23 protein-coding genes and 1 pseudogene are annotated in these 25,415 nt (G+C 55.0%); 10 read left to right on the top strand and 14 right to left on the bottom strand.

The annotated features are described in order from the left end of the window. The 4 genes and pseudogenes from JHD74_RS15620 to JHD74_RS15605 form a co-directional block, all read right to left on the bottom strand. Entirely contained in the window at positions 1 to 1,191 is a 1,191-nt protein-coding gene (locus JHD74_RS15620; RefSeq protein ID WP_199063038.1) for a MalY/PatB family protein, read from the bottom strand. Continuing rightward, positions 1,178 to 2,608, bottom strand: a pseudogene (gene nhaC / locus JHD74_RS15615) (Na+/H+ antiporter NhaC). Before nhaC ends, JHD74_RS15620 begins: the two are co-directional and overlap by 14 nt. A 142-nt stretch (positions 2,609 to 2,750) precedes the next feature. Continuing rightward, positions 2,751 to 3,716 (bottom strand): LacI family DNA-binding transcriptional regulator, encoded by a 966-nt coding sequence (locus tag JHD74_RS15610; RefSeq protein WP_199063037.1) that lies wholly within the window; start codon positions 3,714 to 3,716, stop codon positions 2,751 to 2,753. Between the two features lie 136 nt (positions 3,717 to 3,852). Next, positions 3,853 to 4,443, bottom strand: coding sequence for a Yip1 family protein (locus JHD74_RS15605; RefSeq protein ID WP_065686771.1), 591 nt, complete (start codon positions 4,441 to 4,443; stop codon positions 3,853 to 3,855). A 207-nt stretch (positions 4,444 to 4,650) separates the two neighbouring features. On the opposite strand from JHD74_RS15605, the gene JHD74_RS15600 reads away from it, so the two are divergent. The 6 genes from JHD74_RS15600 to JHD74_RS15575 all read left to right on the top strand — a co-directional run bounded on the left by JHD74_RS15600 (position 4,651) and on the right by JHD74_RS15575 (position 9,616). Then, the gene (locus JHD74_RS15600) at positions 4,651 to 5,118 is read left to right on the top strand and encodes an acyltransferase (protein ID WP_024527419.1); all 468 of its coding nucleotides are present in this window, start codon (positions 4,651 to 4,653) and stop codon (positions 5,116 to 5,118) included. Further along, the gene (locus JHD74_RS15595) at positions 5,119 to 5,661 is read left to right on the top strand and encodes a GNAT family N-acetyltransferase (protein ID WP_074027985.1); all 543 of its coding nucleotides are present in this window, start codon (positions 5,119 to 5,121) and stop codon (positions 5,659 to 5,661) included. 78 nt (positions 5,662 to 5,739) lie between these two features. Further along, entirely contained in the window at positions 5,740 to 6,573 is an 834-nt protein-coding gene (locus tag JHD74_RS15590; RefSeq protein WP_199063036.1) for a DUF1460 domain-containing protein, read from the top strand. 118 nt (positions 6,574 to 6,691) lie between these two features. Continuing rightward, the gene (locus tag JHD74_RS15585; protein WP_024527416.1) at positions 6,692 to 7,504 is read left to right on the top strand and encodes a MetQ/NlpA family lipoprotein; all 813 of its coding nucleotides are present in this window, start codon (positions 6,692 to 6,694) and stop codon (positions 7,502 to 7,504) included. A gap of 132 nt (positions 7,505 to 7,636) precedes the next feature. Beyond that, positions 7,637 to 8,662 carry a MerR family transcriptional regulator gene (locus tag JHD74_RS15580; protein ID WP_199063035.1) on the top strand — a complete coding sequence of 342 codons (1,026 nt, stop codon included), beginning with the start codon at positions 7,637 to 7,639 and terminating at the stop codon, positions 8,660 to 8,662. Between the two features lie 405 nt (positions 8,663 to 9,067). Continuing rightward, positions 9,068 to 9,616: a GNAT family N-acetyltransferase gene (locus JHD74_RS15575; RefSeq protein ID WP_024527414.1), complete on the top strand. Its 549-nt coding sequence runs from the start codon at positions 9,068 to 9,070 to the stop codon at positions 9,614 to 9,616. A 276-nt stretch (positions 9,617 to 9,892) separates the two neighbouring features. Here the strand turns inward: JHD74_RS15575 and JHD74_RS15570 are convergent, their stop codons facing one another. The 3 genes from JHD74_RS15570 to JHD74_RS15560 form a co-directional block, all read right to left on the bottom strand. Next, entirely contained in the window at positions 9,893 to 10,813 is a 921-nt protein-coding gene (locus JHD74_RS15570) for a DUF808 domain-containing protein (protein ID WP_024527413.1), read from the bottom strand. A gap of 173 nt (positions 10,814 to 10,986) precedes the next feature. Then, a complete protein-coding gene (gene pbpG / locus JHD74_RS15565) occupies positions 10,987 to 11,916 on the bottom strand; it encodes a D-alanyl-D-alanine endopeptidase (RefSeq protein WP_074027980.1) in 930 nt (309 codons plus the stop codon). Between the two features lie 156 nt (positions 11,917 to 12,072). After that, entirely contained in the window at positions 12,073 to 13,176 is a 1,104-nt protein-coding gene (locus JHD74_RS15560; protein WP_199063034.1) for an adenosylhomocysteinase, read from the bottom strand. A gap of 42 nt (positions 13,177 to 13,218) precedes the next feature. On the opposite strand from JHD74_RS15560, the gene JHD74_RS15555 reads away from it, so the two are divergent. Beyond that, on the top strand, positions 13,219 to 13,398 hold the full coding sequence (locus JHD74_RS15555; RefSeq protein ID WP_199063033.1) for a hypothetical protein: 180 nt from the start codon (positions 13,219 to 13,221) through the stop codon (positions 13,396 to 13,398). 5 nt (positions 13,399 to 13,403) lie between these two features. Here JHD74_RS15555 and JHD74_RS15550 read toward each other — a convergent pair whose 3' ends face one another. From JHD74_RS15550 to JHD74_RS15540, 3 genes are all read right to left on the bottom strand, one after another. Continuing rightward, the gene (locus JHD74_RS15550; RefSeq protein ID WP_024527409.1) at positions 13,404 to 14,087 is read right to left on the bottom strand and encodes an outer membrane protein; all 684 of its coding nucleotides are present in this window, start codon (positions 14,085 to 14,087) and stop codon (positions 13,404 to 13,406) included. Between the two features lie 109 nt (positions 14,088 to 14,196). Then, positions 14,197 to 14,820, bottom strand: coding sequence for a response regulator transcription factor (locus JHD74_RS15545; RefSeq protein ID WP_199063032.1), 624 nt, complete (start codon positions 14,818 to 14,820; stop codon positions 14,197 to 14,199). Beyond that, positions 14,820 to 16,088, bottom strand: a complete 1,269-nt coding sequence (locus tag JHD74_RS15540) for a sensor histidine kinase (RefSeq protein WP_370592654.1) — start codon at positions 16,086 to 16,088, stop codon at positions 14,820 to 14,822. Before JHD74_RS15540 ends, JHD74_RS15545 begins: the two co-directional genes overlap by 1 nt. 206 nt (positions 16,089 to 16,294) lie before the next feature. Here JHD74_RS15540 and JHD74_RS15535 point away from each other — a divergent pair, with 206 nt between their 5' ends. After that, positions 16,295 to 16,858, top strand: a complete 564-nt coding sequence (locus JHD74_RS15535; protein ID WP_024527406.1) for a DedA family protein — start codon at positions 16,295 to 16,297, stop codon at positions 16,856 to 16,858. Between the two features lie 2 nt (positions 16,859 to 16,860). On the opposite strand, the gene JHD74_RS15530 is transcribed toward JHD74_RS15535, so the two are convergent. Continuing rightward, positions 16,861 to 17,487, bottom strand: a complete 627-nt coding sequence (locus JHD74_RS15530; protein WP_074027975.1) for a LysE family translocator — start codon at positions 17,485 to 17,487, stop codon at positions 16,861 to 16,863. A gap of 306 nt (positions 17,488 to 17,793) precedes the next feature. Next, positions 17,794 to 18,681: a LysR family transcriptional regulator gene (locus JHD74_RS15525; protein ID WP_199063030.1), complete on the bottom strand. Its 888-nt coding sequence runs from the start codon at positions 18,679 to 18,681 to the stop codon at positions 17,794 to 17,796. A 119-nt stretch (positions 18,682 to 18,800) separates the two neighbouring features. On the opposite strand from JHD74_RS15525, the gene JHD74_RS15520 reads away from it, so the two are divergent. After that, positions 18,801 to 19,238: a PACE efflux transporter gene (locus JHD74_RS15520; protein ID WP_065686760.1), complete on the top strand. Its 438-nt coding sequence runs from the start codon at positions 18,801 to 18,803 to the stop codon at positions 19,236 to 19,238. 355 nt (positions 19,239 to 19,593) lie between these two features. Continuing rightward, positions 19,594 to 21,060: an L-asparagine permease gene (gene ansP / locus JHD74_RS15515; protein WP_024527403.1), complete on the top strand. Its 1,467-nt coding sequence runs from the start codon at positions 19,594 to 19,596 to the stop codon at positions 21,058 to 21,060. An 84-nt stretch (positions 21,061 to 21,144) separates the two neighbouring features. Here the strand turns inward: ansP and JHD74_RS15510 are convergent, their stop codons facing one another. Further along, on the bottom strand, positions 21,145 to 24,246 hold the full coding sequence (locus JHD74_RS15510; protein WP_199063029.1) for an efflux RND transporter permease subunit: 3,102 nt from the start codon (positions 24,244 to 24,246) through the stop codon (positions 21,145 to 21,147). A gap of 10 nt (positions 24,247 to 24,256) precedes the next feature. After that, complete coding sequence (locus JHD74_RS15505) at positions 24,257 to 25,372, bottom strand: efflux RND transporter periplasmic adaptor subunit (RefSeq protein ID WP_199063028.1); 1,116 nt, start codon at positions 25,370 to 25,372, stop codon at positions 24,257 to 24,259. Positions 25,373 to 25,415: the final 43 nt, after the last annotated feature.

The following is a 25,415-nucleotide window of genomic DNA, read 5'->3' as shown; positions in this document are numbered from 1 at the left end:
TCAATTGGTTAGTTTAGCCAACCCTGCGACGGCCATTTCAAGATAGGCGCGCGGACAACCGAGATTGATGCGGATAAACCCCTCCCCCTGCTCGCCAAATCCATAGCCCATCGAAGGCGCAATCTTGGCCTGTTGACGCATGGCCAGCTGCAAAGCTTCATCATCCAACCCGAGCGCACGGCAATCCAGCCAGGCCAGATAAGTGCCTTGTGCTGATATCATCCGGCACCAGGGAGCCGCCTGCTCCAACGCCTGTGCAAACCAGCGCCGGTTCTCGGCCAAATAAGCCAACAAAGCATCTAGCCACGGGCCACCCTGCTGGTAAGCCGCCGTCGCTGCCGTCATGGCAAGCGCGTTGAAAACGTCTAGCCCGTGCGCATTGAGCCGTTCGACAAATTGCTCACGCAGCGCCGCATTCGGGATCAGGAAATTGGAGATGCGTAGCGAGGACAGACCAAAGGTTTTACTGGCAGAGGTTGCCACAATCACCCTATCGTGCCACTGCGACCCCAGGTGTAAAACCGAGGTAAAGCGCTCTTCCGGCAGGATCAAATCCGCCCAGATCTCATCAGAGATCACCGTCACCCCGTGTTGCTGGCACAGCGTCAGCAATTGCGTCAGCAATTGCGTCAGTTCCTGCTGGTTCCAGCAGCGGCCGGTTGGGTTATGCGGATTGCACAACACCAGCAACGGCGGCTTCTCCCGCTGCAACAGCTCGGCCAACTGGGTAAAGTCAAAGTGATACTCCCCTTCCCGCTCCTGCAGTGGGTTCTCGAGTACCCGACGACCATTGAGGGTGATCACCTTCTTAAAGGAGCCGTAATAAGGCCCCTGCACCACGACGCCATCACCGGGTTGGCTGAGCATCTGGATCAGCAGCGCAATCCCCGGCACAACCCCTTCGATCGAGGTAAACCATTGCCGTTGCAGCGGCAGTTGGTGGCGTTGGGCAAACCACTCAATAGCCGCCCGGTAGTAATCTTCATCACGTTCGCTATAGCCAAATACGCCATGATCGACACGCGCATGCAAAGCCTGCTGCACTGCTGGCGGGCAAGCAAAGTCAAAGTCTGATACCCACATCGGCAACAGGTCGGTTTCATTCAATTGCAGATAATGCCCCATGAAATCCCATTTTACCGAGCTGGTATGGTGGCGATCGACCACCTGGTTGAAATCAGGCTGTTTCATTTGGCATCTCCTGTTGTTGAGCCTCTGGCTTCACTCTGGCGATGCCAAAACCGGTAAAACCGTAAATCAAAGCGAAGAAGACCGCCGCGTAACACTGCACCGCCCAAGGCAGCAGATCCAGCGTGCTCACTCCCAACGTGGTCGCCATATAAACACCGGCCGCCGTCCAGGGAATGAGGGGCTCAATCACCGTACCGGCATCTTCGATGGTGCGTGACAGGTTGGTGTTGTCCAATCCCATGCGACGATAGGCGTCCTTATACAGCTCTGCCGGAATGAGCAGCGCCAGCTTGCCATCGCTGGTCGCGCCGGTGACCAGAATTGTGGTACCCACCGTAGCGGCAATCAGTTGGCCGGTGGTGCGCACCACTTTCAGCAACCGGTTGATAATCACCGTCAGCGCACCGGCAAATGAGAAGGCACACAGAACCAGCAGGATGGTGCTCATCATTGAGAACATGCCCCCCCGGTTAAGCAAGCGCGGAACATCGGCGATCACGCCGCTGATATCATGCCCGCGTTCAGCAAACATCGACAGGTTGAAGCCGTCCATCAGCGCGTTCAGGCCCTGTTTCAGGCTAAAGCCCTGCATCACCACGGCGAGGCCGATCGCCAGCACACAGGCAGCCAGCATGACCGGGATCACCGGCCGTTTGGTCACCGCGCCCTACAGCACCAGCACCGGCGGCAGGATCAGCAGCAGGTTGAAATGATACAGGCTTTCCAGCCCAACAATGATGTCAGTGACCCGCTGTGGCGTAGCAACCGTTCCCACCACGCTGCTATGACCGGCGATCAGGTAAACGGTGGCTGCCAGCACAAAGCTGGGCAGCGTGGTATACATCAGGTGTTTGATATGTGCATAGAGATCGGTTTCGGCCACGATAGCGGCAAAGTTGGTCGAATCCGACAGCGGAGAGATTTTATCGCCGAAATAGGCACCGGAAACCACCGCGCCCGCCGCCGCCGCCAACGGCACATCCAGCCCCGCCGCAACGCCCATCAGCGCAACACCAACTGTCCCCGCAGATCCCCATGAAGTGCCGGTACAGACGGAAATCACGCTGGTGAGGAAGAAGGCCGCGATCAGAATATATTGCGGGCTGATCACTTTCAGCCCCCAGTACACCATGTAAGGAATGGTGCCGCTGATCATCCAGGTACCAATCAGGCCGCCGACACAGATCAGGATCATGATCACCGGCATGGCCTTCGCCAGCTTGCTGACGATCGAGTTTATAATGTCATCCCAGCTGTAGCCCTGCCACAGTGCCAATCCGGCAGCAACGGCCGCCGAAAGCAGTAACAGCGGTTCAATACGTAATTCCCACACCCCATAGCCGACGATCAACAGCGTCAGCATGGCAACGATCGGCAGCAAAGCCAGCCAAAGGTTGAGCGTTTTCTTACCATCCATAGGTCACCCCGAGTTGTTATTGATGTGCCGCTAGCGTAGTGAATCCTGGTTTACCGGGGTGTGAGCTAGCGCCTCAAGCCATGTAACCGCTTTCATGACGGGTAACTTTGTGATGCAGCTCTCAGAACAACCTCTGGACAAGCTATCCCTGCCAGCGAGTGACCGAGTCACGCAGCACCAGTTCAGCGCTAAACATGTTATTTTGCGGCGGCAACCCTTGCTGTTGCTGGCTCAACAGCGCCAGCTTGGCCGCCCGTTTGGCCATGCGCTCGATGGGATAATGCATGGTGCTTAACGCGGGATACAGATAGCGTGCCAGCACCACATCATCAAAGCCGATAATCGACAGTTGCTGCGGCAAGGGGATTTGACGCTGGTGCAGGGCTCGCATCATGCCGGCGGCCATTACGTCATTAAACGTCACTGCGGCCAATTCTCCCCCCTCTTCATCAAAGGGCACGCTGATCACCCACTCCCCCGGAACGTCGATCCCCGCCTGTGCCATCGCATTGCGGTAGCCCTGTAAACGCAGCTTGCGATCGTCAATGGGTAAATCGGCGGTCACACAGGCAATGCGCCGATGCCCCTGTTGCAGCAAATGTTCGGTCGAGGCCTGAGCCGCACTGACGTTATCCAACCACACGCAGCGGTTGGCAATGGCAGGAAAGTAGCGATTGATGATCACCAAACCGGGGGAGTGAGCGGCATAGCGCAGCACATCGGCATCGCTCATACGGGTGATGTGAGCGACAATCGCCTCACAGCCCTGATTGATCAGAAAATCCAACCCGGCCTTTTCGCGCTCCGCCTGGTGCCCACCGCTGCACACCATCAGCTTCGCTCCTTCTTTGCGGGTCACCTCTTCCACCCCACGCGCCAGGCGCGAGAAAAAGGGATCGGCCAGATTCCCGGTCAGCAACCCCAGCATGTTGCCACTACGTTTGGCTAACGCCAGCGCCGCCGCATTGCGGTGGTAATTGAACTCGCGCATCGCTTTTTCGACACGCTCGCGGGTCACTGGCTCAACATAGGCGGTATTGTTAATCACCCGAGAGACCGTCGCAGCGGAAACCCCGGCTCGCTGCGCCACCTCTTTCATTGTCGCCATCAATTATTCCAGTCGGTATCATTTAATGAGTTGATAATAAGCAGGGGGGAGTAACAAATCCAGAGGGTCGAGTTCAGCTTATTTAAACAAAAGCCCCCCATACCACAGGGTATGAGGGGCAACGATCACGCTAACTTCAGAATAACCAGAAACCATACCCCCACAGCAATACAGTCAGTCCAAGTAGCAATTCAAGTAACAGGATGCCGATCGCCAAGGTTGAGCTGGAGAAGATAAACCCCTCTTTGCGATCGATATTCAGGAAGTGTGGAATGCCGAGATACAGCAGATAGCCCGAATACGCCAGGCCGATAATGCCGACAAACAGACACAGCCAGACCAACGGGTACAGCGCCACTAATCCGCTGAGAAACATCGGGGTCGCAACATAGCCCGCAAAGACCATACACAGGTGCAGGCTTGGCCGTGATTCATAACGCCGCGCCATCCAGTGGATCACCTTGCCCATGATCGCCACGCCAGCCAGCATCAACAGATAAAATGCGACGGCGGTGTAGAAAGCGGTGAACATATCCAGGCGGATTGCCTGCCCTTCACCAGAGAGCCAGCCTAGCCGCGTGGTACCGATAAACGCGCTGACCACCGGTATCAACGCCATTAGCAGCACGTGGTGGGTATACAAGTGCGAGACGGATTCATTCTCGCTTTTGATCTGTTTGAATTCGGCGTTGGGATGCGCCAGCAGACCCCAGACATGATTGACCATGAGACACCTCCTCATTTCGCCGCCAACCGCGATCGGCGAACGGAAAACACACCACTGGCGGTTCAGACACCGCGCAAGGGTTGCGGCTATCAGGCTCTCGGCCCTGCATCAATTATAGTCTTTGGTTGAAAAAACGTACGCTGTCAGCGGCCTGTGGGTTACTCTGCACTATAATCAATATGTTGCGTTACTTGATGGAGGGAGACCATGACAACCAAGATCCGCACCCGCCAAAGCGGGATTAATAACGTGCAGGCCGGACAGAACGTGATGGTGATCGAACCCAGCAACCTGTATGGCTGCCAGTTGGGGGACGATGTGTTTGTCGGCCCGTTTGTCGAGATCCAGAAGAACGTCTGCGTGGGCGCGCGCAGCAAGATCCAGTCGCATAGCTTTATCTGTGAATACGTGACCTTGGGCGAAGATTGCTTTATTGGCCACGGCGTGATGTTTGCCAACGATCTGTTCAAAGGGGGCGCCCCTAACGCCGACCCGGCAAGCTGGGGACACACGCGGCTCGGCAACCGGGTTTCTGTAGGTTCTGGTGCTACCATACTGGCCGTGGAAATCTGCGATGACGTGGTGATTGGTGCCGGTGCGGTAGTCAGCAAGAGCATTACCCGCAAAGGCATTTATGCGGGCAACCCCGCCAGGCTGCTAAGGGAGCTGGAATAATTGCATCAGGCGATCGGCATCGAAATTATCAGCGAACTCCCCTTCGGTTACCTGGAATACGGTGACTTTTCCTTTGCCGTCGCCTGTTACGCACAACCCTGTTTTGATAAGCCGGTCGAGCAGTGGCCAACACAGCCAGTGGTTCCTTTCAATAAAGTCTACCCGCTGGCCCCCTTCCTCAATGACGATGGGGAAACCTTCCTCGCTCGTTACCAAGGGGAAGCCGTGGGGCATATCACTCTCAGCAAAAACTGGAACGACTATACGCTGATCGAGGAGATTGCCGTTAGCCGCCACGCTCGCCGCCAAGGCATAGCCACAGCGCTTTTGGATGCCGCACGTCATTGGGCACGGGAACAGAACACCGCCGGGCTGATGCTGGAAACTCAGAACAATAATCTGATTGCCTGCCGCTGCTATCAGCGCTATGGCTTTGTACTGGGTGGCATCGATCATTTACTCTATCGTGGGCAACCGGACATTGCCGATCATGAGATCGCACTGTTCTGGTATCTGCCGTTCAATAATGAAGTGGGCTATTGATTTACCGCTTTTGGGTGACACTGGGTTTACCTTGCGCACGCCATACTGGCCAAACCAATAATCGCTTGGGAGAGAGGGATGCGTGGCTTGGCCCTGATAATATTGAGTACGACGCTGATGGGTTGCAGCGGTAAACAACCGGCCAAAATCCCGGTAGAATCCCTACCGCAACAGGTGAAACCTCTGACAATGGCGACAGTAATGGACGATTACACAGTAAACAAACTGCAGGCAGCGCTGGCTCTGCATGCGGCGGTACCGGAAATCGATAAAGGGCGGGCCATCGATCTGCTCTCGCAGACTTTCCTGGAAACCCCTTACCTAGCCAACCGGCTAATCGGTTCCGCCACCGCAGCGGAACAATTAGTGATCGATTTCCGTGGGGTAGATTGCTTTACCTATCTGGATTACGTGCAGGCGCTCAGAACCGCCACCAGCGAAAACGACTTCGTCGAAAATGTGATTCAGACGCGCTATATCAATGGTGATGTCAGTTTCCAGCAGCGCAAGCATTTCTTCACCGACTGGGCGCACACCCGCCAGATCCTTGCCGATGACGTCACCGCGCAGCTCAGCCCGCATGCCATCACCGTGGTCAAACAGCTCAACCGCAAAGCGGATGGCGAGCTCTATCTGCCTGGCATCGCGGTCACCGAGCGCAACATCACCTATATCCCTAGCGAATTTATTGATGAGCAGGTGATTAGCCAATTACAGACCGGCGACTATATCGGCATCTATACCAAGCTGGCAGGGCTGGACGTTACCCATACCGGCTTCTTTATCATGACCCAAAATGGGCCGGTGCTGCGCCATGCTTCCTCACGCCCGGAAAACCACAAAGTGATAGACTCGGCGTTTGCCAACTATGTACTGAATACGCCGGGTATCGTGGTGTTACGGCCACGCTGATCGCCGTGTTATGAGCTATAAGAAATTGTGCTTAACCAGGATTTGACTTGGCTACGGTCATAGGTTTAGCTGTTGGCACAACACTGACCGATCTTATTGTTTTTACAGGGAGTCACTCATGGCAATTGTTTGGCGCTGCACCGCCTTGGCCGCAGCATTAGCAGCAACGTTGTTATTACAAGGGTGCGATCAGAAGGCCGATCAAAACCATATCAAGGTTGGCGTCATTAACGGTGCCGAGCAGGACGTGGCGGAGGTCGCCAAACGGGTGGCCAAAGAGAAATATGGCCTGGACGTTGAGCTGATTGGTTTTAGCGGTTCGTTGCTACCCAATGATGCCACCGACAAAGGCGAACTGGATGCCAACGTATTCCAGCACCGCCCCTTCCTGGAACAGCAAAATAAAGATCACGGCTACAAACTGGTGGTGGTAGGCAATACCTTTGTGTTCCCAATGGCTGGCTATTCGAAAAAGATCAAATCGCTGTCAGAGTTGCAGGACGGCGCAGTAATTGCCATCCCGAACGATCCCACCAACCTGGGCCGCGCCCTGTTGCTGTTGAAAAAGGTTGGGCTGATCGAACTAAAGCAGGGTAAAGGCCTGCTGCCAACCTCGCTGGATATCAGTGCCAACCCGCACAACTACCAGATTATGGAGCTGGAAGGCGCGCAGTTGCCCCACGTATTGGACGATCCTAAAGTCGCGGTGGCGGTGATCAGCACCACCTATATCAACCAGATAGGCCTGACGCCGACCAAGGACGGGATTTTTATCGAGGATAAAGATTCGCCGTACACCAATATCGTGGTGGCTCGCGAAGATAATAAAGATGCGCAGAACGTGCAGAACTTCGTGAAAGCCTACGAGTCCGATGAAGTCGCCAAAGCGGCAGAGAAGATCTTCAACGGCGGGGCCGTCAAAGGCTGGTAACTTCCCCCACGATCGGTTGCAGGTGCCGGTTGTTGGTGCCTGCAACACTTCACAAAAATCCCCACCTCCCTGCTTGACCCTCACGTAACGTCAGGCTGTAGTATCTCAGCTCACACCAGGGAGAAAACCAGCATGTTACTGAAAGTCGGCGAACTGGCCCGCCGTTCGGGAATAACCGTAAGAACCTTGCATCACTATCACAGCATTGGGCTGCTGATCCCCTCTGCACGTTCTGATGCCGGATATCGCCTCTACAATCGGGAAGATATTACTCGCCTGCACCATATTCAAGCCTTGCGGCGAATGGGAGTCGCACTGGCAGAAATCGACTCGATTCTGGCGCACTCGGGGCTGGCGTTACCCGCGGTTATTGAACAGCAAATTGCCATGCTCGATCGTCAACTGACGCAGATAACCACGCTGCGCAGCCGCTTACAGCATATGCACACCCAATTGACCCATGGCAGTGAACCCGAATTGAATGATTGGCTGATCACGTTGGAGATGATGACCATGTACGATAAATACTTTACCGCCGATGAACTGGCACACCTGCCGTTCTATCAGGCCGACGAAGCGCGTAATCGCGAATGGCAGGAGATGGTGAGCACGGTGCAAACGCTGATGGACGGTGGGGCAAGCGCCGAAGATCCGCGTGCTCAGGCTATTGCGCGCCGCTGGATGTGTACACTGGAGCGTGATACCGCAGGCAATCCGGCATTTCTGACCCGCCTCAACGCCATGCACGCCGATGAGCCTTCGATGCGCGAACAAACGGGGATCACACCGGCAATGACCGATTACATCACCCGTGCCTTTGCCGAAACCAAGCTGGCGATCTATCAAAAATACCTGTCTGATACCGAATATGCCTATGTCCGCACGCACTATTTTGATCGCATTCAGGAATGGCCAGCGCTGATTGCCCAATTCCAGCAAGCGATGCAGCAGGAGGTTGCTCCTGCATCGACACAGGCTAAACAGTTGGCGGCCCGTTGGCTGGAACTGTTCCAGTCCTATGCCAGTGACAATCCGGCCACCCAGATGAAGATCCGCCAGGCAATGGAGCAAGAGCCGACCTTGACCGAAGGCACCTGGCTCACCCCCGCGCTGTTGGACTATCTACGCCAGTGCGTCGCGCAATTGATGCGGCGGTAACCCGTGTCCCCTCACCCCAACCCTCTCCCACAGGGAGAGGGAGCTAGAGCAGGGTCGTCGTCAGGTGTGGGAGATGGTCTGTAACTTCACCTAACAAGGCATGATTTGAGTCAGATGCGGACGTTAATCTGTAGCACGTAAGTTGCCATTCGCTAATAGGAAGCCGAAGTTAGGCACGGAAACAGATTTGTGGCACGTTCGGTCCCCTCTCCCTGTGGGAGAGGGTTAGGGTGAGGGGCAACACCTAACGCAATGACATACCTTTCTTCACCTAACACATTTCTCTGCATGAAAAATACCATCATTTTTTCTTATCCCCGCCAGACAAAAAGCCAATTTATCTTGTCGCCAGGCGCGGTGCATAATGCCTTGGTACTCTGATTTATCATCATAAAAGGGAGCACTATGTCACTTGCAACCCCACCGCTGGCAACGCTAAGCGTCTCCGATGCCAGCACTGAGGATATGGCGGCCATTCAACAGATTTATGCTCATCACGTGCTTTACGGGCCAGCCTCGTTCGAAGAAACGCCTCCAACGCTGGAAGAGATGCAACAGCGCCGCCATAACGTCTTGGCTGCGGGGTTGCCATGGCTGGTGGCGAAGATGGAAGACCGCGTTGTGGGCTATTGCTATGCCACACCGTATCGGCCACGACCCGCTTATCGTTATACCATCGAGAATTCGGTCTATGTCGCCGAAGGCCTGCAAGGGCACGGTATTGGCAAGACGTTACTCGGCGCATTGATTGCCCGCTGTGAACACGGCCCGTGGCGGCAGATGCTGGCAACGATTGGCGATGCTGCTGGCAATGCAGGCTCCCTTGCCCTGCACCGCAAGCTGGGCTTCACCAGCATCGGTACCCTAAGCGGCGTCGGGTTTAAATTTGGCGGTTGGCTGGATACCCACATTATGCAGCGGCCACTGAATGGCGGCAGCCATACGCTGCCTTAGGCCCTTTCCGGGCAAGCTGCTGATTTTCATCTATAGTTAATTCTGTCGTGGCTTAGCGATCTCAGCGTGCATTCACGCATTCACTAAACATAAACAGTCGGGAGAGACGGATGAAAATTTTTCTGTGGATTATTGCGATTATCTTTATTGTTGGCCTACTGACCATTACCGGTGTGTTCAAACTGATCTTCTAGTTCTCACCACCATTGGGCGCTTCAATGCGCCCGATGGTGGATAGAGAGTTGATTGAGAAGGGTCTGCCGTATCCTCTTTGCATCAAGCCTTAAAACGAGCCCGCACCGAACCGATCCCAGAGACCACCAGCATCACAACGCCACCGGCGATCAGGCCGAACACTGCATTCAACAGCATAGGGGTCAGCCCCCCCAGGATCGCACCTACGCCCGGTACCACCATAGAATAACTAGCCCAGTCGGTGAACAGATGATGCACAGGCGGTAGCCCGTGGGTCAAAATCCCGCCGCCCACCATAAACATGGCCAAGGTACCCACCACCGACAGCGTTTTCATCAGATAAGGTGCCGCACTGACAATACCGCGCCCTATCGATTGTGCCAGCGTGCTACGCTTACGGGCCAGGTAGAACCCCAGATCGTCCAGCTTGACGATGCCCGCCACGATGCCGTACACCCCAACCGTCATCACAATGGCGATGCCACACAGTACAATCACCTGCTGGCTAAAGGTGGCTCCGGCTACGGTACCCAGCGTAATGGCGATAATCTCGGCAGAGAGTACAAAGTCGGTACGAATGGCACCTTTGACTTTGCGCTGTTCATAGACCGTGACATCTTCAGTGGTATCTGGTTCCGCTTTCTCCTCTGCCTCTGCACTCTTGCGGTGTGTCAGGCTGTGGTAAACCTTTTCAAACCCTTCGTAGCAGAGGTAAGCCCCACCGACCATCAGCAGCGGCGTAATCGCCCAAGGGGCGAAAGCGCTGATCAGCAATGCCAGCGGTACCAGGATCGCCTTGTTGATAAACGAGCCCTTGGCCACCTTCCATACCACGGGAATTTCACGATCGGCCTTAACACCGCTGACCTGTTGGGCGTTTAGCGCCAGATCGTCTCCCAATACCCCGGCGGTCTTTTTGGCCGCCATTTTCGTCATCAGTGAAACATCATCCAGTAACGAAGCGATGTCGTCGATCAGGGTTAATAAGCTACTGCCTGCCAAAATGCACTTTCCTTATCAAAGGGTGGGATAGCCATACCGGTTTAGCATAGCGGGTTGAAAACTTGAAGAGGGGAAATCCTAATGATTTTACTGTAGCTGCGGGCTTAAGTGGTGAATTTTGCACCATAGGGAAAGGATAACCTGCCGCGACTGGCGGCAGGTTAAATAACGCGTTATTCCGTGTCGTTCTTCGCCAGGGCGGCATCTTTCTGGCGGCGATAGTCCCGCGCTGCCGCCGGGATCGGCGTTACTTTGCCGGTTTCAATCCAGGTGCGCAGACGGCTGGCGTCCGCGAAATGGGTATATTTGCCAAAGGCGTCCAACACCACCAGCGAAACGGAACGGTTACCGATCACGGTACGCATCGCCAGACAATGCCCGGCCTGATTGGTAAAGCCGGTTTTGGTCAGCTGGATATTCCATTTCGGGTTGTAGACCAGATGGTTGGTATTGCGAAACGGCAGCGTATAGTTGGGATCCTTGAAGGTCGCCATCCGTTCGGTAGTGGTGCTCAACTGGCCGATCAGCGGGTACTGCTTGGTCGCCAACATCAGCTTGGTCAGGTCACGCGCGGTTGACACGTTATGAATCGATAGCCCGGTCGGTTCAACGTAATGCGTATTGGTCATGCCTAGCGCTTTCGCCTTGGCATTCATCGCCTTGATAAAGGCGTTATAGCCCCCTGGATAATGATGCGCCAAGCTGGCCGCAGCACGGTTTTCCGACGACATCAGCGCCAACAGCAGCATATCCTTGCGGCTGATTTCGCTGTTCAACCGCACCCGGGAGTAGATCCCTTTCATTTCTGGCGTCTGGCTGATATCAACCGACAGCATTTCATCCAGCGGCAGGTGGGCATCCAACGTCACCATCGCCGTCATCAGCTTGGTGATCGAGGCGATAGGCACCACTTCATCGGGGTTACGTGAATAAATCACCCGATGCGTTTGCATATCCAGCACCATGGCACTGCCAGAAGCCAGCTCAGGCTGGGAGGCCTGCACTGCGGCGGTTTTATTGCTGGCTAATGCACTCGGCACCAGTCCAGAACCGGCTTGCAACGCGAGCAGGGTTAGAACCAAAACACGGATTTTCACATGTATTACTCTGTAACGGAGGAGAGAACCGACTGCGTTGAATTATAAGTGAGGGATATAGAATTGCACTGTGATTGTGAGTAGCTATTTGTGACAAAATCTATCGGCGCGAAATTTATGCAACCCGCGAGCGTACTGGGTTGTACGCCCGCAAGGTAAAAGTTACAGCGCTGGCTGCCAGGCAGACTGTGGCAACAGGTACAATCCGGCAACATGCTGCTCACCGGCCCCCACGATATGCCCGATACCGGCGGCCATCACGGCCAGGGTCACATCGAAGGCATTCAGGCTGTCGCCGTAACCTGCCGTCAGGTTGAACATCGACCCGTTGGCCAGCAGATACAGCGTTTTGTCTGCCAGTTGGTAAGCATTCACAAATGGCATTGGCTCGCTGTGCGGCAGAGCCTGCAGGAAACCGACGTCAATCTCTTCCGCCACATGCCCAACGTTGAGGATGAACACCCCATCCTTGGCCCGCTCCAGATGCCGTGCTGACAACACGTTTTTGGCTCCAGTGGCCGTGGCAATCACGTCCGCCTGCTCTACGGCAGTGGCTAGATCGACTACCGCCCAGCCATCGTAGCGTGCTTGCAAAGCACGGGCCGGATCGATTTCCGCTACGATAACTTGCCCACCATAAGCCTTGGCAGAAGCGGCTACGCCCTGTCCCACTAGCCCATAACCAATCACCACCACACATTTTTCATGCAGCGTCAGATGAGTGGTCTGGAAGAAGGTATGCCAGGCGGTCAGCCCAACCATGTGGCGATTATGCAGCCCTTCTTTTACCGGCAGGTCATCCCAGTTAAAGATCGGGTAACGTGGCGCAATGCCCCCCAAGCGGCTGATGCCTGAACCGGTCGCTTCCAGCCCAGCCTTGATCTGCGGGCCATTGGCAGATTGATGCAGGCGAGTGGTCAGATCGGCTCCCATCTCACACAGATGAGTCGGCCCCCAGGCCAGCGCACGGTCGAACGATTCAGACCAGTCGGCATCGCTCATATCACGCCAGGCGTGCGCTTGGGCACCGTGACGCTCCAGCCAGGCCACTACATCATCCTGTACCGTCGTCGGGTTACAGGTGGTGAGATAAATGGCCGCGCCCTTATCCAGCAGCCCGGCTACCAGCGGGGCCATTTTCAGATCCAGGTGCATGTTACACGCCAGGCGCACGCCATGCAGGTCCGGTAAAGCCGCTACTGCCGCGCGGGTACGTGGCATATGGCGCATGGCCCACTTCAACTCACTGTCAAAATCCTGATACATCGCTTACTCCTCTACTACGCCACGCCGCCAGGGCATGGCAGAATGATTAATCTGCATCGCATGGCGGCTATTATCACTTATCTCACCGCAAAAAACCGAGGTGACTATCATGGCAGCAGCATGAGTGATGGTTTTTCCGATCTATCAGGGGGAGGAACCTTCGAAGGGATTGTTCAGCAGGTGCGGGCCGCGATGGTGCAACTCACGGCCCGGTATCAATGATAAGGTTAGAACAGGTAACGCACGCCTAAAGCAAACTCACTGGAAACCAGGCGTGCTTTCATTTGCTCATCTTTTAACCCACGGGCATTGGTAAAGTTATTGTAACCACTTTCAATCTTGCCCATATCCACGTAGCGGTAGCCCAAATCAAGATTGAGCCGCTCCATGGCCGCATAGCTGATCCCTGCGCCAATGGAGTAAGCCAGATTATTTTGCGTGCTTGCCGCGTATTGGCGCGAGGTATTACCCTGCCAGCCGTCGGATTTCACTTTGGCGATACCCAGGCCGACCGTGCCATAAAGCGAGAAGTCATACCCTAGCGCGTAGTCACGATAGGCATTGAGCATCAGGCGCTCAGCGTCCACTTTGTGGTGATTGTAGCTACTGGCAAAGGTGGTAGAGCCGCTGGTGTATTCGCTTTTCTTTTTGAACACATACTCTGCCTCACTGCGCCAGCCATTGCCAAATTGATAGCCTGCGGCGATAGCCCCGTTATAGAAATTATGCTTTTCGTCACCGCTGACAAAATCACCCACGCCAGGACGGCTGCTGGTATCCATATCTTCTGCCGACTGTCTGGCGTGCAATAGTTTTATCGCCCCATAGTATCCCTCTAAATAATCATCGGCTAAAACATTACCGGAAACAACGGAGAGGGAAACCAGCAGTACCAGAGGTTTAATATTCATGCGATCCTCGCTTGAAAGGTTATTTATGATAAACAATGAAGGTTCAGCTAAAATAACCAGCGCGCAGCGGTGTCGCAATTCGGTTGAATACCTAAGGCTCTAGGTGTTTTTACTTAACTCTTGTTGAAGAAAACAGCTCACCATAGACTTTCATTAACTTCACCGACGAGTTGATCGCCAATTTGGCAAATAAATTGGCGCGATGGGCTTCTACCGTGCGCGGCGAAAGCTCCAGTTCCTGAGCAATTTCCTTGCTGGATTTCCCTTGCATAATCAACCCGGTGACCTCCAGTTCCCGTGCTGACAGCGCATTGAGCCTCTCTTGCAACTCGGCGGTGGCTTGCCGCTGTTGCTGAAAAATACGCTGATGCTCCAAGGCTCCAGCGACCGTTTCAATCAACAGATCGGCATCAATGGGCTTGGTCAGAAATTCAAAAGCCCCGTTTTTGAAGGCCCGCCGACATAAATCAATATTCCCGTGGCCAGTCATGATGATAACGGGGATCTCCAGGCCCTGCTGTTGCCACTCTTCCAGTAGCGTGATACCGCTTTTGCCCGGCATGCGAATATCCAGCAGCAAGCAACCGCACAGCGCCTGCGGTTCCCCCATCCGCAGTTGAAAATCCAGACTATTTTCATAAGCCAGCGTTTGCCACCCCATGGTGGCCAATAGTGAACTGAGTGAACTACGGATGGCCCGATCGTCATCAATCAAATAAATAAACTGTTCCATCACTCCTCCTGAGTGTTAAACGGGAACCATAGGATAAAACGCGCTCCCTGACCGGCCATATTTTCCACCGTAATAGTGCCGTTCAGGCGCTGAACCAGAGTTTCTGTCAGCGCCATGCCCAGCCCCAATCCCTCCTGACGAGTCGTGAAGAAGGGAATAAAGACCTGTTGTAATGCTGGTTCAGAAAGCCCTGGCCCACCATCGGTAATCATCAGTTGGATCCCTTGAGCCGAGTATTCAGCATCGATTGCCACCCAGCCTGGCTCCGGCTGATTGGGCTGTTGTGCCTGAATGGCATTGGTCACTATGTTATGGAAGATTTGTTCAACCCAGAGAGGATCGGCTCGCAGAGGAGGTAACGCATCGGGCATCCGGTTAACGATCCTGACCTTGCCCTTGTTGATCTCATCTTCCAGCAGCATAGTGACACGCAACCAGACCTTATGCAGATCGACCTCTTGCAATAACACCTGCTCGTGCGCCAACTTTTGCCGAAATTGCAGCAGCAACGTGCTGATGCGTTTGATTTGTATCACTGCCGCATCAAGCAAGGGCACGGCTTTATCCTGCTGCTGTTGGTCTAACAGACGCAGGGCGGCCTGGTTATAACTTAACACCGCAGTCAGCGGCTGGTTGAGCTCGTGAACCATACTGGCCGTGATTTCCCCCATAGCGTTAAGCCGCGTCAATTGCGAGAAGTGTTCACGCAAAACGGCAATATTGCGTTGGCGTTTTTGAATACGGTATTGGGCGATAAAATAGACGACGCCAGCCCAGAAAACCGGCAGCAGCAATAACAGCAACCAAGGCATACGTGCCCAATCAGGGTCGTTTCGAGCGGATAATTCAAAGGGCTGTAAGGTGTTGTTGATCCCCTTGTCCCATTGCCAATACGCCGGTTCAGCATGATCCCCCTGCTCAAATAAAGGCTTATTTTGCCAACTCAGGCCGATCTGCCGGAAATCATGACGCTGGGGAATGTCCGCAAATAGCAGCGCAGGATCGATCAACAGCGCAAAATACTGGTGTGTCAGCCAGTAAGTTCCCTCTCCCGTTGGCGTTAAAGTCGGGATTGGCTGTGCCTGTGGCATGCGCTTCCATGCCACAATCTGCGGGAATTTTTGCTGAACGATGGTGGGATCGCTGGACACCGACAGTAAGGAAAGCACCGTCTCAAGCTGGGATAATTTAACCGTCACCTCACGATATAAAATACGATAGGTGACTGATTGCTCTTCATATTGCTGTTGCAAAGCATAAATTATCACCCCGCCCCCTGAAAACAGAGATAAAACCAACCAGAGAGCAACCTTGAGCATAATATCTCCATGTCATTGGCAGACGAGTTTATTAATAGCGGATTAAACACTATGCGAATGCAAGAATCTATTATTAAGTTCGGGCCGTTTCAATTCATCTCCCGCTGCCGGAACAGGGTGTTATAATCCTATTTCATCGCGATAAAGGAACAACAATGACAGATCTGGCCCACTACATTACCCAATATGGCTACTGGGCACTGCTGATTGGCTGCCTGCTCGAAGGGGAAACCATCACTCTACTGGGAGGAATTGCGGCACACAACGGATTGCTGCGCCTGCCGCTGGTGATTGCGGTGGTCGCCATCGGCGGCGCCTTGGGCGATCAGGTGCTCTATTTTACCGGGCGCCATTTTGGTGGGCGGGTGCTTGCCCGTATCGAAAGCCAACAAGCCCGCATTGAACGCGCCCAAAAGCTGATTGCCAGCCACCCGGTTTTATTTGTGATTGGCGTACGTTTTATGTACGGATTCCGGATTATCGGCCCGGTGCTGATCGGTGCCAGTAAGCTGCCACCATCGCACTTTATTCCGCTGAATATTCTAGGGGCTATCCTGTGGGCAACGCTATTTGTACTGCTCGGCTATTTTGGTGGCCAGGCCATCAGCAGTTTTGTCAGCGGTAGTGACAAAAAGCTGTATAGCCTGCTGTTCTGCGTGGTGACGATCGCCGTTATTCTGCTGCTTCGCTACTGGTGGCGGCGTCGTCATGCACAATAAGACTATTTGTTGAGCATCAGCTTCAGGCCCAGTAAGGCCAGCACGCTGCCGCCCAGGCGATCGAACCAGGCTTTGAAACGCAGGTAGACGCGGCGCGGGCGCGGTGATGACAGCACAAACGCCACAAAGGCATACCACAGCAGATCGACGGCCAGAGCAATCAGCGGCAACACGATATACAGCACCATGGGGATCTTATGGCTAAGCAACGCCGCAAACACGCTGCCGAATACGATAGCGGTGTTCGGGTTGCCCAACTGGGTTAGCAGCCCGGTGGTGAATGCACGGCGAAAGCCTAGCTGCTGGCCGCCAACCGCTTCGATCATCAACGGCTGATGGGCTCCGCGCAGCATTTTGAATGCCAGATAGATCAGATAGGCCCCCCCCAGCATTTTCAGCGTGGTATACAGCCAAGGCAGCGCAAGCAGCAGCGATTGCAGCCCCAACAAGGCAATGAGTGCGAAGATAAAACAGCCGATCCCCATCCCCAATGCCACCGCCATCCCATCGCGCCGTGACGAAGCCACCGCCGTTCGCGCTACCAGAATAAAGCTTTGCCCTGGGCTCATCGCACCAAGTGTAATAGCCCCGGTAATGCTGAGTACCGATAATAACGTTTCGTTGATCATGCCCTTTCCCCTTGCCTGGTTCCGTTAATCAAATTAACGCGCTGGCCAAAATAAAAGCAATAGAAACGTAAGGATACGTGAGTAAAACTTCGGCGAGTGCGCAGCAATGTCCCCTCACCCTAACCCTCTCCCACAGGGAGAGGGAGCTAGCTCGGTGTTGCCGTCAGGTACAGAGTTTGGGTTGATATTGAGCTAGTTCGGTGTTGTCGTCAGGTACAGAAGCTAGTCTGTGGCATGGCTGATGTTGAGGATGAATACCGTTGTTAATTTGTGGCTCGATCGGTCCCCTCTCCCTGTGGGAGAGGGTTAGGGTGAGGGGCCAGTCATCAACGCCACCAACTCCCTGGCCGCCTTCTGTTGCGGCTGGTGCTTCAGCCAAATCAGGTGCACCGGCAGGCGCAGTTCGTTTTTGGTATTTTTAAATTTCAGGCGGATCAACCGGCCCTGTTCCAGCAATGGCGCAGTTAACGACAGCGGAAAGTTGCCCCACCCCAGCCCGGCTTCCACCATGCTTAGCGCCATCGGCAAACTGTCAGTACGCCAGAAGGATTCCGCTACTTGTGGGCGTTTATCGGCCATAGGCAAATCCCGGCTGGCCACCATGATCTGCCGCACGTTGACCAGTTCCTCCAGGAACAACTCGGCACCGCCAGCACCCAGGGCTGAATGCTGCGCCGCAATGGTTGCCACCAACGACTCGCTACCCACATAGTGAAAATGTTCCTGGCTGTTAACGTCCAGCCCGCCGAATGCCAGGCACAGGCTGACCCGCTGTTGATGAAGCATATGCAAAACATCATCCTGCGGGGCGGTCAATACCTCGATATCCAACAACGGGTAGCGTTCCGCCAGCGCTTTCACCGCCGCCAATAGACCGCTGCTGTTGATATCAGACGCCACACCAATCGACAGCCTGCTTTCCAGCCCCTGAGAAAGCTCAATGGCGTGGTTCTGCAGCTGCTTGAGCTGTTCGGCGATCAAGCGCGCGTGGGGAGCCAGTGCCAATGCTAGTGCGGTGGGCACCGGTTCGCGATGCGAGCGGTCAAACAACTGAAAGCCCACCTCTGCTTCCATATTGGCGATCCCCATGCTGACCGCCGAAGGCACGCGCCGCAATGCCCTGGCTGCCGCCGAGAATGAGCCGCGATCCAACACGGCCAAAAACAGTTCGATATTGTCACTGGAAAAATTCATCGCCCCACCTGTCAGTAAAACTGACAGCTCCTGACTTTTTCTATCAATAGTATTGACGTTATCTTACGCATCGGATTGCCGGACGTCATCAGGCACGAAAAATGAAGCAGGAGAAAGACATGCAAGGCGTGAAGCGCAAACTGGTCTATGTGACCGCTTATGAAGTTATCGGTATGGTCATTTCGGCCCTTGGTTTGGCACTACTGTCCGGCTCAGCCCCCAGCAGCACCGGGCCTTTGGCGGTGATCATCACCACCATTGCCGTAAGTTGGAACCTGATTTACAACTACTTGTACGAATTCTGGGAAAGCCGCCAGGCTTCACGCACCCGCACGCTAAAACGCCGCATTCTGCACGCGGTGGGCTTCCAATTAACGCTGGTGGTTTACTTGATCCCGCTGATCGCCTGGTGGATGGAGATTTCCCTGGTACAGGCCTTGCTGCTGGATATGGCGCTGATCGTGATTATCCCCTGCTATACCTTTGTGTTTAACTGGGCCTTCGACAAAATATTCGGGCTGCCGACCTCCGCCCTGCCTGCTGCCGAATCGGCCTGAGTGAAACCCTCTCCTTCTGCCTGGATAAAATATCCGTTGGGCAGGGGGAGATCATATTGGCTAACCTATTCCCAAACAGTCAATAAGATAAAAAACCTTATAATTCAATAGCCACAATCACCTCTCACTTCCTCTCCAGACGCTCTCAAACCTATCCAACTGAATATTGCTTTTTTGGTATGAGCAGAAAGCAGGCAGGATAAATCGCCAATGGAACCGCAGTTTTTTTGCCTCGATTACACAGAACGGGTAGCATGCTTCGCCGTTATTTAACGACGTTGGTATCAACCATAAACTGCGGAATGTTGCCATGACCTCATTCCCATGATGCAAACAGACAGGAACAGGACGAATAATGCACTCAGACAAAACGACTGCACATGACAAGCAGGCGGCGAGAAAACGTTGGTTGGACTCGCATGAGTCCGGTTACCACAAAAGCATGGGTAAACGGCAGATACAGATGATCGCCATTGGTGGCTCAATCGGCACTGGCCTATTCCTTGGCACCGGCGCGCGTCTTCAGATGGCTGGTCCGGCACTGGCGCTGGTATATCTGGTCTGTGGCGTGTTTTCTTTTTTCATCCTACGCGCCTTGGGCGAACTGGTATTACACCGCCCATCCAGCGGCAGTTTCGTTTCCTATGCGCGCGAATTTCTCGGTGAAAAGGCCTCCTACGTTGCAGGATGGATGTACTTTCTTAATTGGGCAATGACCGGCATTGTCGATATCACCGCCGTAGCGCTGTATATGCATTATTGGGGTACCTTCGCCGAGGTTCCCCAGTGGCTGTTTGCCCTGGGTGCGCTTGGGATTGTGGCTACCATGAATATGATCGGCGTGAAATGGTTCGCCGAAATGGAGTTCTGGTTTGCGCTGATCAAGGTCGCCGCCATCTCTCTGTTCCTGGTCGTGGGGGTCATCTTCCTTGGCGTCGGCACACCGGTAGCGGGTAATACAACCGGTATCCACCTGATCACCGATAACGGCGGCATGTTCCCTCACGGTCTGTTGCCTGCTTTGGTATTGGTACAAGGGGTGATCTTCGCCTTTGCCGGTATCGAGCTGATAGGCACCGCCGCTGGCGAGTGTAAAGATCCGGAAAAAATGATGCCAAAAGCGATCAACAGCGTGATCTGGCGTATCGGTTTGTTCTATGTCGGCTCGGTGGTACTGCTGGTTCTGCTGTTACCCTGGAATGCCTATCAGGCTGGGCAAAGCCCGTTTGTCACCTTCTTTTCCAAGCTTGGCGTACCCTACATCGGTACCATCATGAATATCGTGGTGCTGACCGCCGCCCTTTCCAGCCTCAACTCTGGTCTGTACTCAACAGGCCGTATCCTGCGCTCACTTTCCATGGGGGGGTCAGCACCGAAGCTGATGGCTAAAATGAGCAGCCAGCAAGTACCTTACGCCGGTATTCTGGTGACCTGCGGTATCTATGTGATTGGCGTGGTGCTGAATTATCTGGTGCCATCGCAGGTGTTCGAGATCGTGCTGAATATCGCTTCACTGGGCATCATCTGCTCTTGGGCATTTATTATCGTTTGTCAGATGCAACTGCGTAAGGCGATCAAGGCAGGGAAAGCCAAACCGGTGGCGTTTAAAATGCCAGGAGCACCGGTCACCTCGTGGCTGACGCTGTTGTTCCTGTTAGCGGTGGTGATCATGATGGCCTTTGATTACCCGAACGGCACCTGGACTATTGCCACCATCCCAGTGCTGGCCGTGCTACTGCTACTTGGCTGGTTTGGCCTGCGCAAGCGTGCCGCACAGGTGAAACTGGAACAACAGGCTCACGAGCAACAGATCGGCCAATAAAGGTTAACTTATCGGGTTTACCCAGCACTTTCGCTGGGTAAACCTGACGACGACACGTCACAGACCTACCAGTAGCATCGTTATTTAGGCAAAGCGTGATTTCATCCATTCGCGCAGCCGTTGAATATGCAGGTACAGCGCAGGAATAAAGAAGATCCCGACCAGCGTTGCCAGTAACATCCCGCCAAACACGGTAATACCGATGATTTGGCGGCTCATCGCCCCGGCTCCGGTGGCAAACACCAGCGGCATCACCCCGAGAATAAACGAAATGGCCGTCATCATCACCGCCCGGAAACGTTGCCGGGCACCGTCCTGCGCGGCTTCGCGAATGCTGGCCCCCTCTTCACGCCGCGCCTTGGAGAACTCAACGATCAGGATGGCATTCTTGGCCGCCAGGCCGATCAACAGGACCAGCCCGATTTGGGCGTAAACGTCGTTGGCGAACCCCATCATGCGTAACCCCGCGACCGCCCCCGCCACCGCGAATATCACCGACAGCATCACCACCAGCGGGACGCTCCAGCTTTCATACTGAGCCACCAGGAACAGATAGGCGAACACCAGCGCCGCCAGATAAATCAGCAAGGCTTGGTCACCGGTTTGTTGTTCCTGCCAGGACAGGCCGCTCCAACTGTAGCCGTAACCCTTTGGCAACTGCTCGGCCAATAAAGACTCCATGGTTTTCATCGCCTGCCCGGAGCTAACCCCCTCAGCAGCAGAACCGTTCACTGATACCGCCGGAAACTGGTTGAACTGGCTGATAAAAGGCGCGCCGATAGAAGGCGTGAGCCGCACCAGATTGGCAAGGCTCACCAAAGCACCGGTATCGCTGCGCACGTTTAGGCGATTAATTTGTTCGGTGCGTTGCCGGAAATCCATATCGTTTTGCAACTGCACCCGGAACATGCGGTTATTAACCGAAAAATCCCCCACGTTCAGGCCGCCAAGCGAAACTTGCAGCGTATTGAAGATCCGGCTGACCGGCACCTGCAACAGCGCGGCCCGTTCACGATCGACCGCCAGGTCGATATCCGGCACCACGGCACTGAAAGTAGTAAATACCCGGCTCAGCTCTTGCCGCTGGTTAGCCGCAAAAATAATCCCCTGGGCCACCTGAGCCATCTGCTGCGGCGTTTGCCCCTCCAGCGCCAACAGGCGTAAATCAAAACCGGCGGCGTTGCCTAGCCCGGCGATGGCCGGTGGATTAACCACCATGATCATCGCCGAGGGGATCGCCGCCAGCCTGCCCTGAAGATCGGCTAACACCCGGTCAACATGCTCGCGTTGGCCCCAGGGTTTAAGCATCACGATGGCGAACCCCGCATTGGGTGAATTCCCCCCGCTCAGCAGACTGAAGCCGGTAATTTTGATCACATCTTCCACCGCCGGGTTTTGTATCACCTGTTGATGCATCTGATCCATCACCGCCTGGGTACGTTCAAGGGAAGCCCCATCCGGCAGTTGTACGTTGACGAAGAAGTAGCCCTGATCCTCCTCCGGCAGGAAAGAGGTTGGCAGACGGCTGTAGCCATACCAGGTAGCCAAGCCAACGACCAAAAGTGCAATCACCGTGGTTAATGCCCGCTTGCTGGCCAATGCGGCCAAGCGAACATAGCCATCGCGCATCCGGTCCATACCCCGGTTGAAACCACCAAAAAAACCGGTTTGCGCCAGCTCACGCCGCCGGATCAGCGTGGCACAAAGCGCCGGGGACAGCGTCAGCGCGTTGATGCTCGACAGGATCACCGCCGCCGATAGGGTCACGGCAAACTGACGATACAGCTCACCGGTAATGCCCGGTAGCACAGCAATCGGCACAAACACCGCCATCAGCACTAACGTCGTGGCGACGATCGGCCCGGCAATCTGGCTAATCGCCTTGCGGGTCGCTTCTGCCGGGCTAAGAGAGGGATCTTGAGCCAGCAGACGCTCTACGTTTTCCACCACCACGATGGCGTCGTCCACCACAATGGTCAGCGCCAGGATAATGGCGAACAGGCTCAAGGTGTTGGCGGAGTAGCCGACAGCGTACAGCACGGCGAAGGTACCGAGCAGCGATACTGGAATGGTCAGCGCCACGATAAAGGTGGCCCGCAGGCTCTGTAAGAACAGATAAACCACCAGCAACACCACCGCCAAGGTTAACGCCAGCGAGAGGGCAATTTCATGCAGCGTTGCCGTTACCGGGCGGGTGGAGTCATATTTGATGTCATAGCTCATATCGCTGGGGAAGGATTGCGACAGGCGTGCCATCTCCTGGCGTACCGCATTGGCAACATTCAGCGCGTTAGCTCCCGGCGTGGGGTAAACCACCAAAAATGCCGATTCCTGTTGGTTCATCGAAGCATTGACCTGATAGTTTTGCGCTCCCAACTCGACCCGCGCCACGTCGCCCACCCGCACCGTGCCGCCATTGGCACCGCTGCGGATAATCACTCTGGCAAACTCCTGCGGATCGGTTAAACGCCCCTGCCCACTGATGGTCAAGGTTTGCTGCTGTCGGGAAGGAGAAGGCGCGGAACCGATCTGGCCTGCTGCGGCCTGCACGTTCTGCTGCTGCAACGCCTGTACGATGTCCTGCACGCTGATATTGAGCGACTCCATACGCTGCGGATCGAGCCAGACACGCATGCTGTAATCGCGGGCACCAAACACCTGCACATCCCCCACACCGCTGATGCGGGCCAAGGCATCACGCAGTTGGATACTGGTGTAATTGCTCAGAAACAGCGTGTCACGGCTGCCCTTGGGAGAGAACACGCTTACGCCCAACAGCAGATTCGAGGCCCGCTTGCGCACCGAAACCCCGTTGTTATTCACCTCCGCCGGTAGCTGCGCGCTAACCTGTGAAATACGGTTTTGCACCTCCACGGCGGCCATATCCGGATCGGTGCCGCTGGCAAAGGTAATGCTCAGTTGATAACCGCCGTTGTTGGCGCTGGTCGATTCCATGTACAGCATGTTGCTGACGCCGTTGACCTGAGCCTCGATGGGCGATGCCACCGCTTGAGCCACGTCGCGGGCGCTGGCTCCAGGGTAGAGCGCGCTGACGGAAACGACCGGTGGTGTGATATCGGGGTACTGTTCCACCGGGATCACCTTGAGGGAAACGATCCCCACCAGAGTGATCACCAGCGCAATCACGATGGCGAATTTTGGCCGCCGGATAAAGAAATGCAGCATCAACGTCCCCTTATGGTTGCGCGTTGGCGCTGGAGAGAATGGCGTTCACCTGCATACCGGGCCTGACGTGCTGTACACCGGCGATAATCACCCTTTCACCTGGGCTGAGCCCGGCGCTCACCTGATAATATTGTTGATGTTGTTCACCCAGCGTCACCGGCCGAACTTCCACAATATTCTCAGGCGTGACCACCAGCACAAAGTGGCCCTGCTGGTTTTGCTGAAGCGCAGCAATGGGCACCAGCGTGACCGTCTGCGGTTGCTCGGCGGTCAGGATCACGTTCACCACGCCCCCGGGCAGCAGTAGATGATTTGGATTGGCAAAACGGGTGCGCAACGTAACGGTACCAGTATGGGCATCAATCTGGTTATCTACCGATTCAAAACTGCCCAGCTCTGGGTAGGACTTGCCGTTGGCCAGTTCAAGACGGGCGGAAAACTGCCCTTCGGCGAGCTTCCCCTCCCCACGCTGACGCTGATAGGCGGCGGTAATATAGTCCCGCTCATTGATAGAGATCGCCACGCGGATCGGATCGAGCTGAATAATGTTGACCAGTGCACCACTTGCCGCGTTGACCAGGCTACCCACATGAAAGCGACTGTGGCCGATGCGCCCGGCAATCGGCGCATAAATACGGGTATAGCTGAGCTGTAGCTGCTGCGTATTTAGCGTTGCCCGAGCTTGGGCCACTGCTGCCCGGGTGGTATCCCGTTCGGCTGCCGCGGTGTCAATATCCGCTCTGCTGACCGCACGGTTATTACCTAGCTGTTGCAGACGCGTCAGGTTTACCTGCGCCAGATTTGCCGCTGCCGTGGCGCTATCCAGCTGCGCCTGAGCCTGTGCCACGGCAGAATGGTGCAAGGACGGCTCAATCTCGTACAGCAGGTCACCGGCCTTGACCATCTGCCCTTCGGTAAACGGCCGTTTGGCAATAAACCCTTCGGTACGGGTCTTCACCTCCACGGTTTGAATGGCCTCGATGCGGCCAAGATAGTGCAATGCGCGTTCGGGTTGGCTTTGTTCAATCATCGCCACGGTCACCGCAGGCAGCGGTGCAGCAACGCTCGGAGTGGCTATAGCCAGCAGCCACAGTGCCATACAACGGGATAGCGAAGGTTTAGTCATCGACGGCAGGACCACTCATTAATTAGTTACCAAGCTAAATTAA

Origin of the sequence: Serratia sp. ASV30 (assembly GCF_016428815.1) — a bacterium.
GTDB lineage: Bacteria > Pseudomonadota > Gammaproteobacteria > Enterobacterales > Enterobacteriaceae > Chania > Chania fonticola_C.
Note: the sequence above shows the minus strand (reverse complement) of the source record. Positions and strands in the feature narration are given on the sequence as shown.

What these genes read in the sequence shown, in the direction of transcription:
- JHD74_RS15555 (WP_199063033.1), top strand. Translation starts at nt 13,219, where the DNA reads ATGATTAATCTGCATCGCATGGCGGCTATTATCACTTATCTCACCGCA.
- JHD74_RS15530 (WP_074027975.1), bottom strand. Translation starts at nt 17,487, where the DNA reads ATGATCAACGAAACGTTATTATCGGTACTCAGCATTACCGGGGCTATT.
- JHD74_RS15620 (WP_199063038.1), bottom strand. Translation starts at nt 1,191, where the DNA reads ATGAAACAGCCTGATTTCAACCAGGTGGTCGATCGCCACCATACCAGC.
- JHD74_RS15525 (WP_199063030.1), bottom strand. Translation starts at nt 18,681, where the DNA reads ATGAATTTTTCCAGTGACAATATCGAACTGTTTTTGGCCGTGTTGGAT.
- JHD74_RS15545 (WP_199063032.1), bottom strand. Translation starts at nt 14,820, where the DNA reads ATGGAACAGTTTATTTATTTGATTGATGACGATCGGGCCATCCGTAGT.
- JHD74_RS15510 (WP_199063029.1), bottom strand. Translation starts at nt 24,246, where the DNA reads ATGCTGCATTTCTTTATCCGGCGGCCAAAATTCGCCATCGTGATTGCG.
- ansP (WP_024527403.1), top strand. Translation starts at nt 19,594, where the DNA reads ATGCACTCAGACAAAACGACTGCACATGACAAGCAGGCGGCGAGAAAA.
- JHD74_RS15575 (WP_024527414.1), top strand. Translation starts at nt 9,068, where the DNA reads ATGTCACTTGCAACCCCACCGCTGGCAACGCTAAGCGTCTCCGATGCC.
- JHD74_RS15580 (WP_199063035.1), top strand. Translation starts at nt 7,637, where the DNA reads ATGTTACTGAAAGTCGGCGAACTGGCCCGCCGTTCGGGAATAACCGTA.
- JHD74_RS15505 (WP_199063028.1), bottom strand. Translation starts at nt 25,372, where the DNA reads ATGACTAAACCTTCGCTATCCCGTTGTATGGCACTGTGGCTGCTGGCT.
- JHD74_RS15585 (WP_024527416.1), top strand. Translation starts at nt 6,692, where the DNA reads ATGGCAATTGTTTGGCGCTGCACCGCCTTGGCCGCAGCATTAGCAGCA.
- JHD74_RS15560 (WP_199063034.1), bottom strand. Translation starts at nt 13,176, where the DNA reads ATGTATCAGGATTTTGACAGTGAGTTGAAGTGGGCCATGCGCCATATG.
- JHD74_RS15605 (WP_065686771.1), bottom strand. Translation starts at nt 4,443, where the DNA reads ATGGTCAATCATGTCTGGGGTCTGCTGGCGCATCCCAACGCCGAATTC.
- JHD74_RS15610 (WP_199063037.1), bottom strand. Translation starts at nt 3,716, where the DNA reads ATGGCGACAATGAAAGAGGTGGCGCAGCGAGCCGGGGTTTCCGCTGCG.
- JHD74_RS15550 (WP_024527409.1), bottom strand. Translation starts at nt 14,087, where the DNA reads ATGAATATTAAACCTCTGGTACTGCTGGTTTCCCTCTCCGTTGTTTCC.
- JHD74_RS15590 (WP_199063036.1), top strand. Translation starts at nt 5,740, where the DNA reads ATGCGTGGCTTGGCCCTGATAATATTGAGTACGACGCTGATGGGTTGC.
- JHD74_RS15520 (WP_065686760.1), top strand. Translation starts at nt 18,801, where the DNA reads ATGCAAGGCGTGAAGCGCAAACTGGTCTATGTGACCGCTTATGAAGTT.
- JHD74_RS15600 (WP_024527419.1), top strand. Translation starts at nt 4,651, where the DNA reads ATGACAACCAAGATCCGCACCCGCCAAAGCGGGATTAATAACGTGCAG.
- JHD74_RS15535 (WP_024527406.1), top strand. Translation starts at nt 16,295, where the DNA reads ATGACAGATCTGGCCCACTACATTACCCAATATGGCTACTGGGCACTG.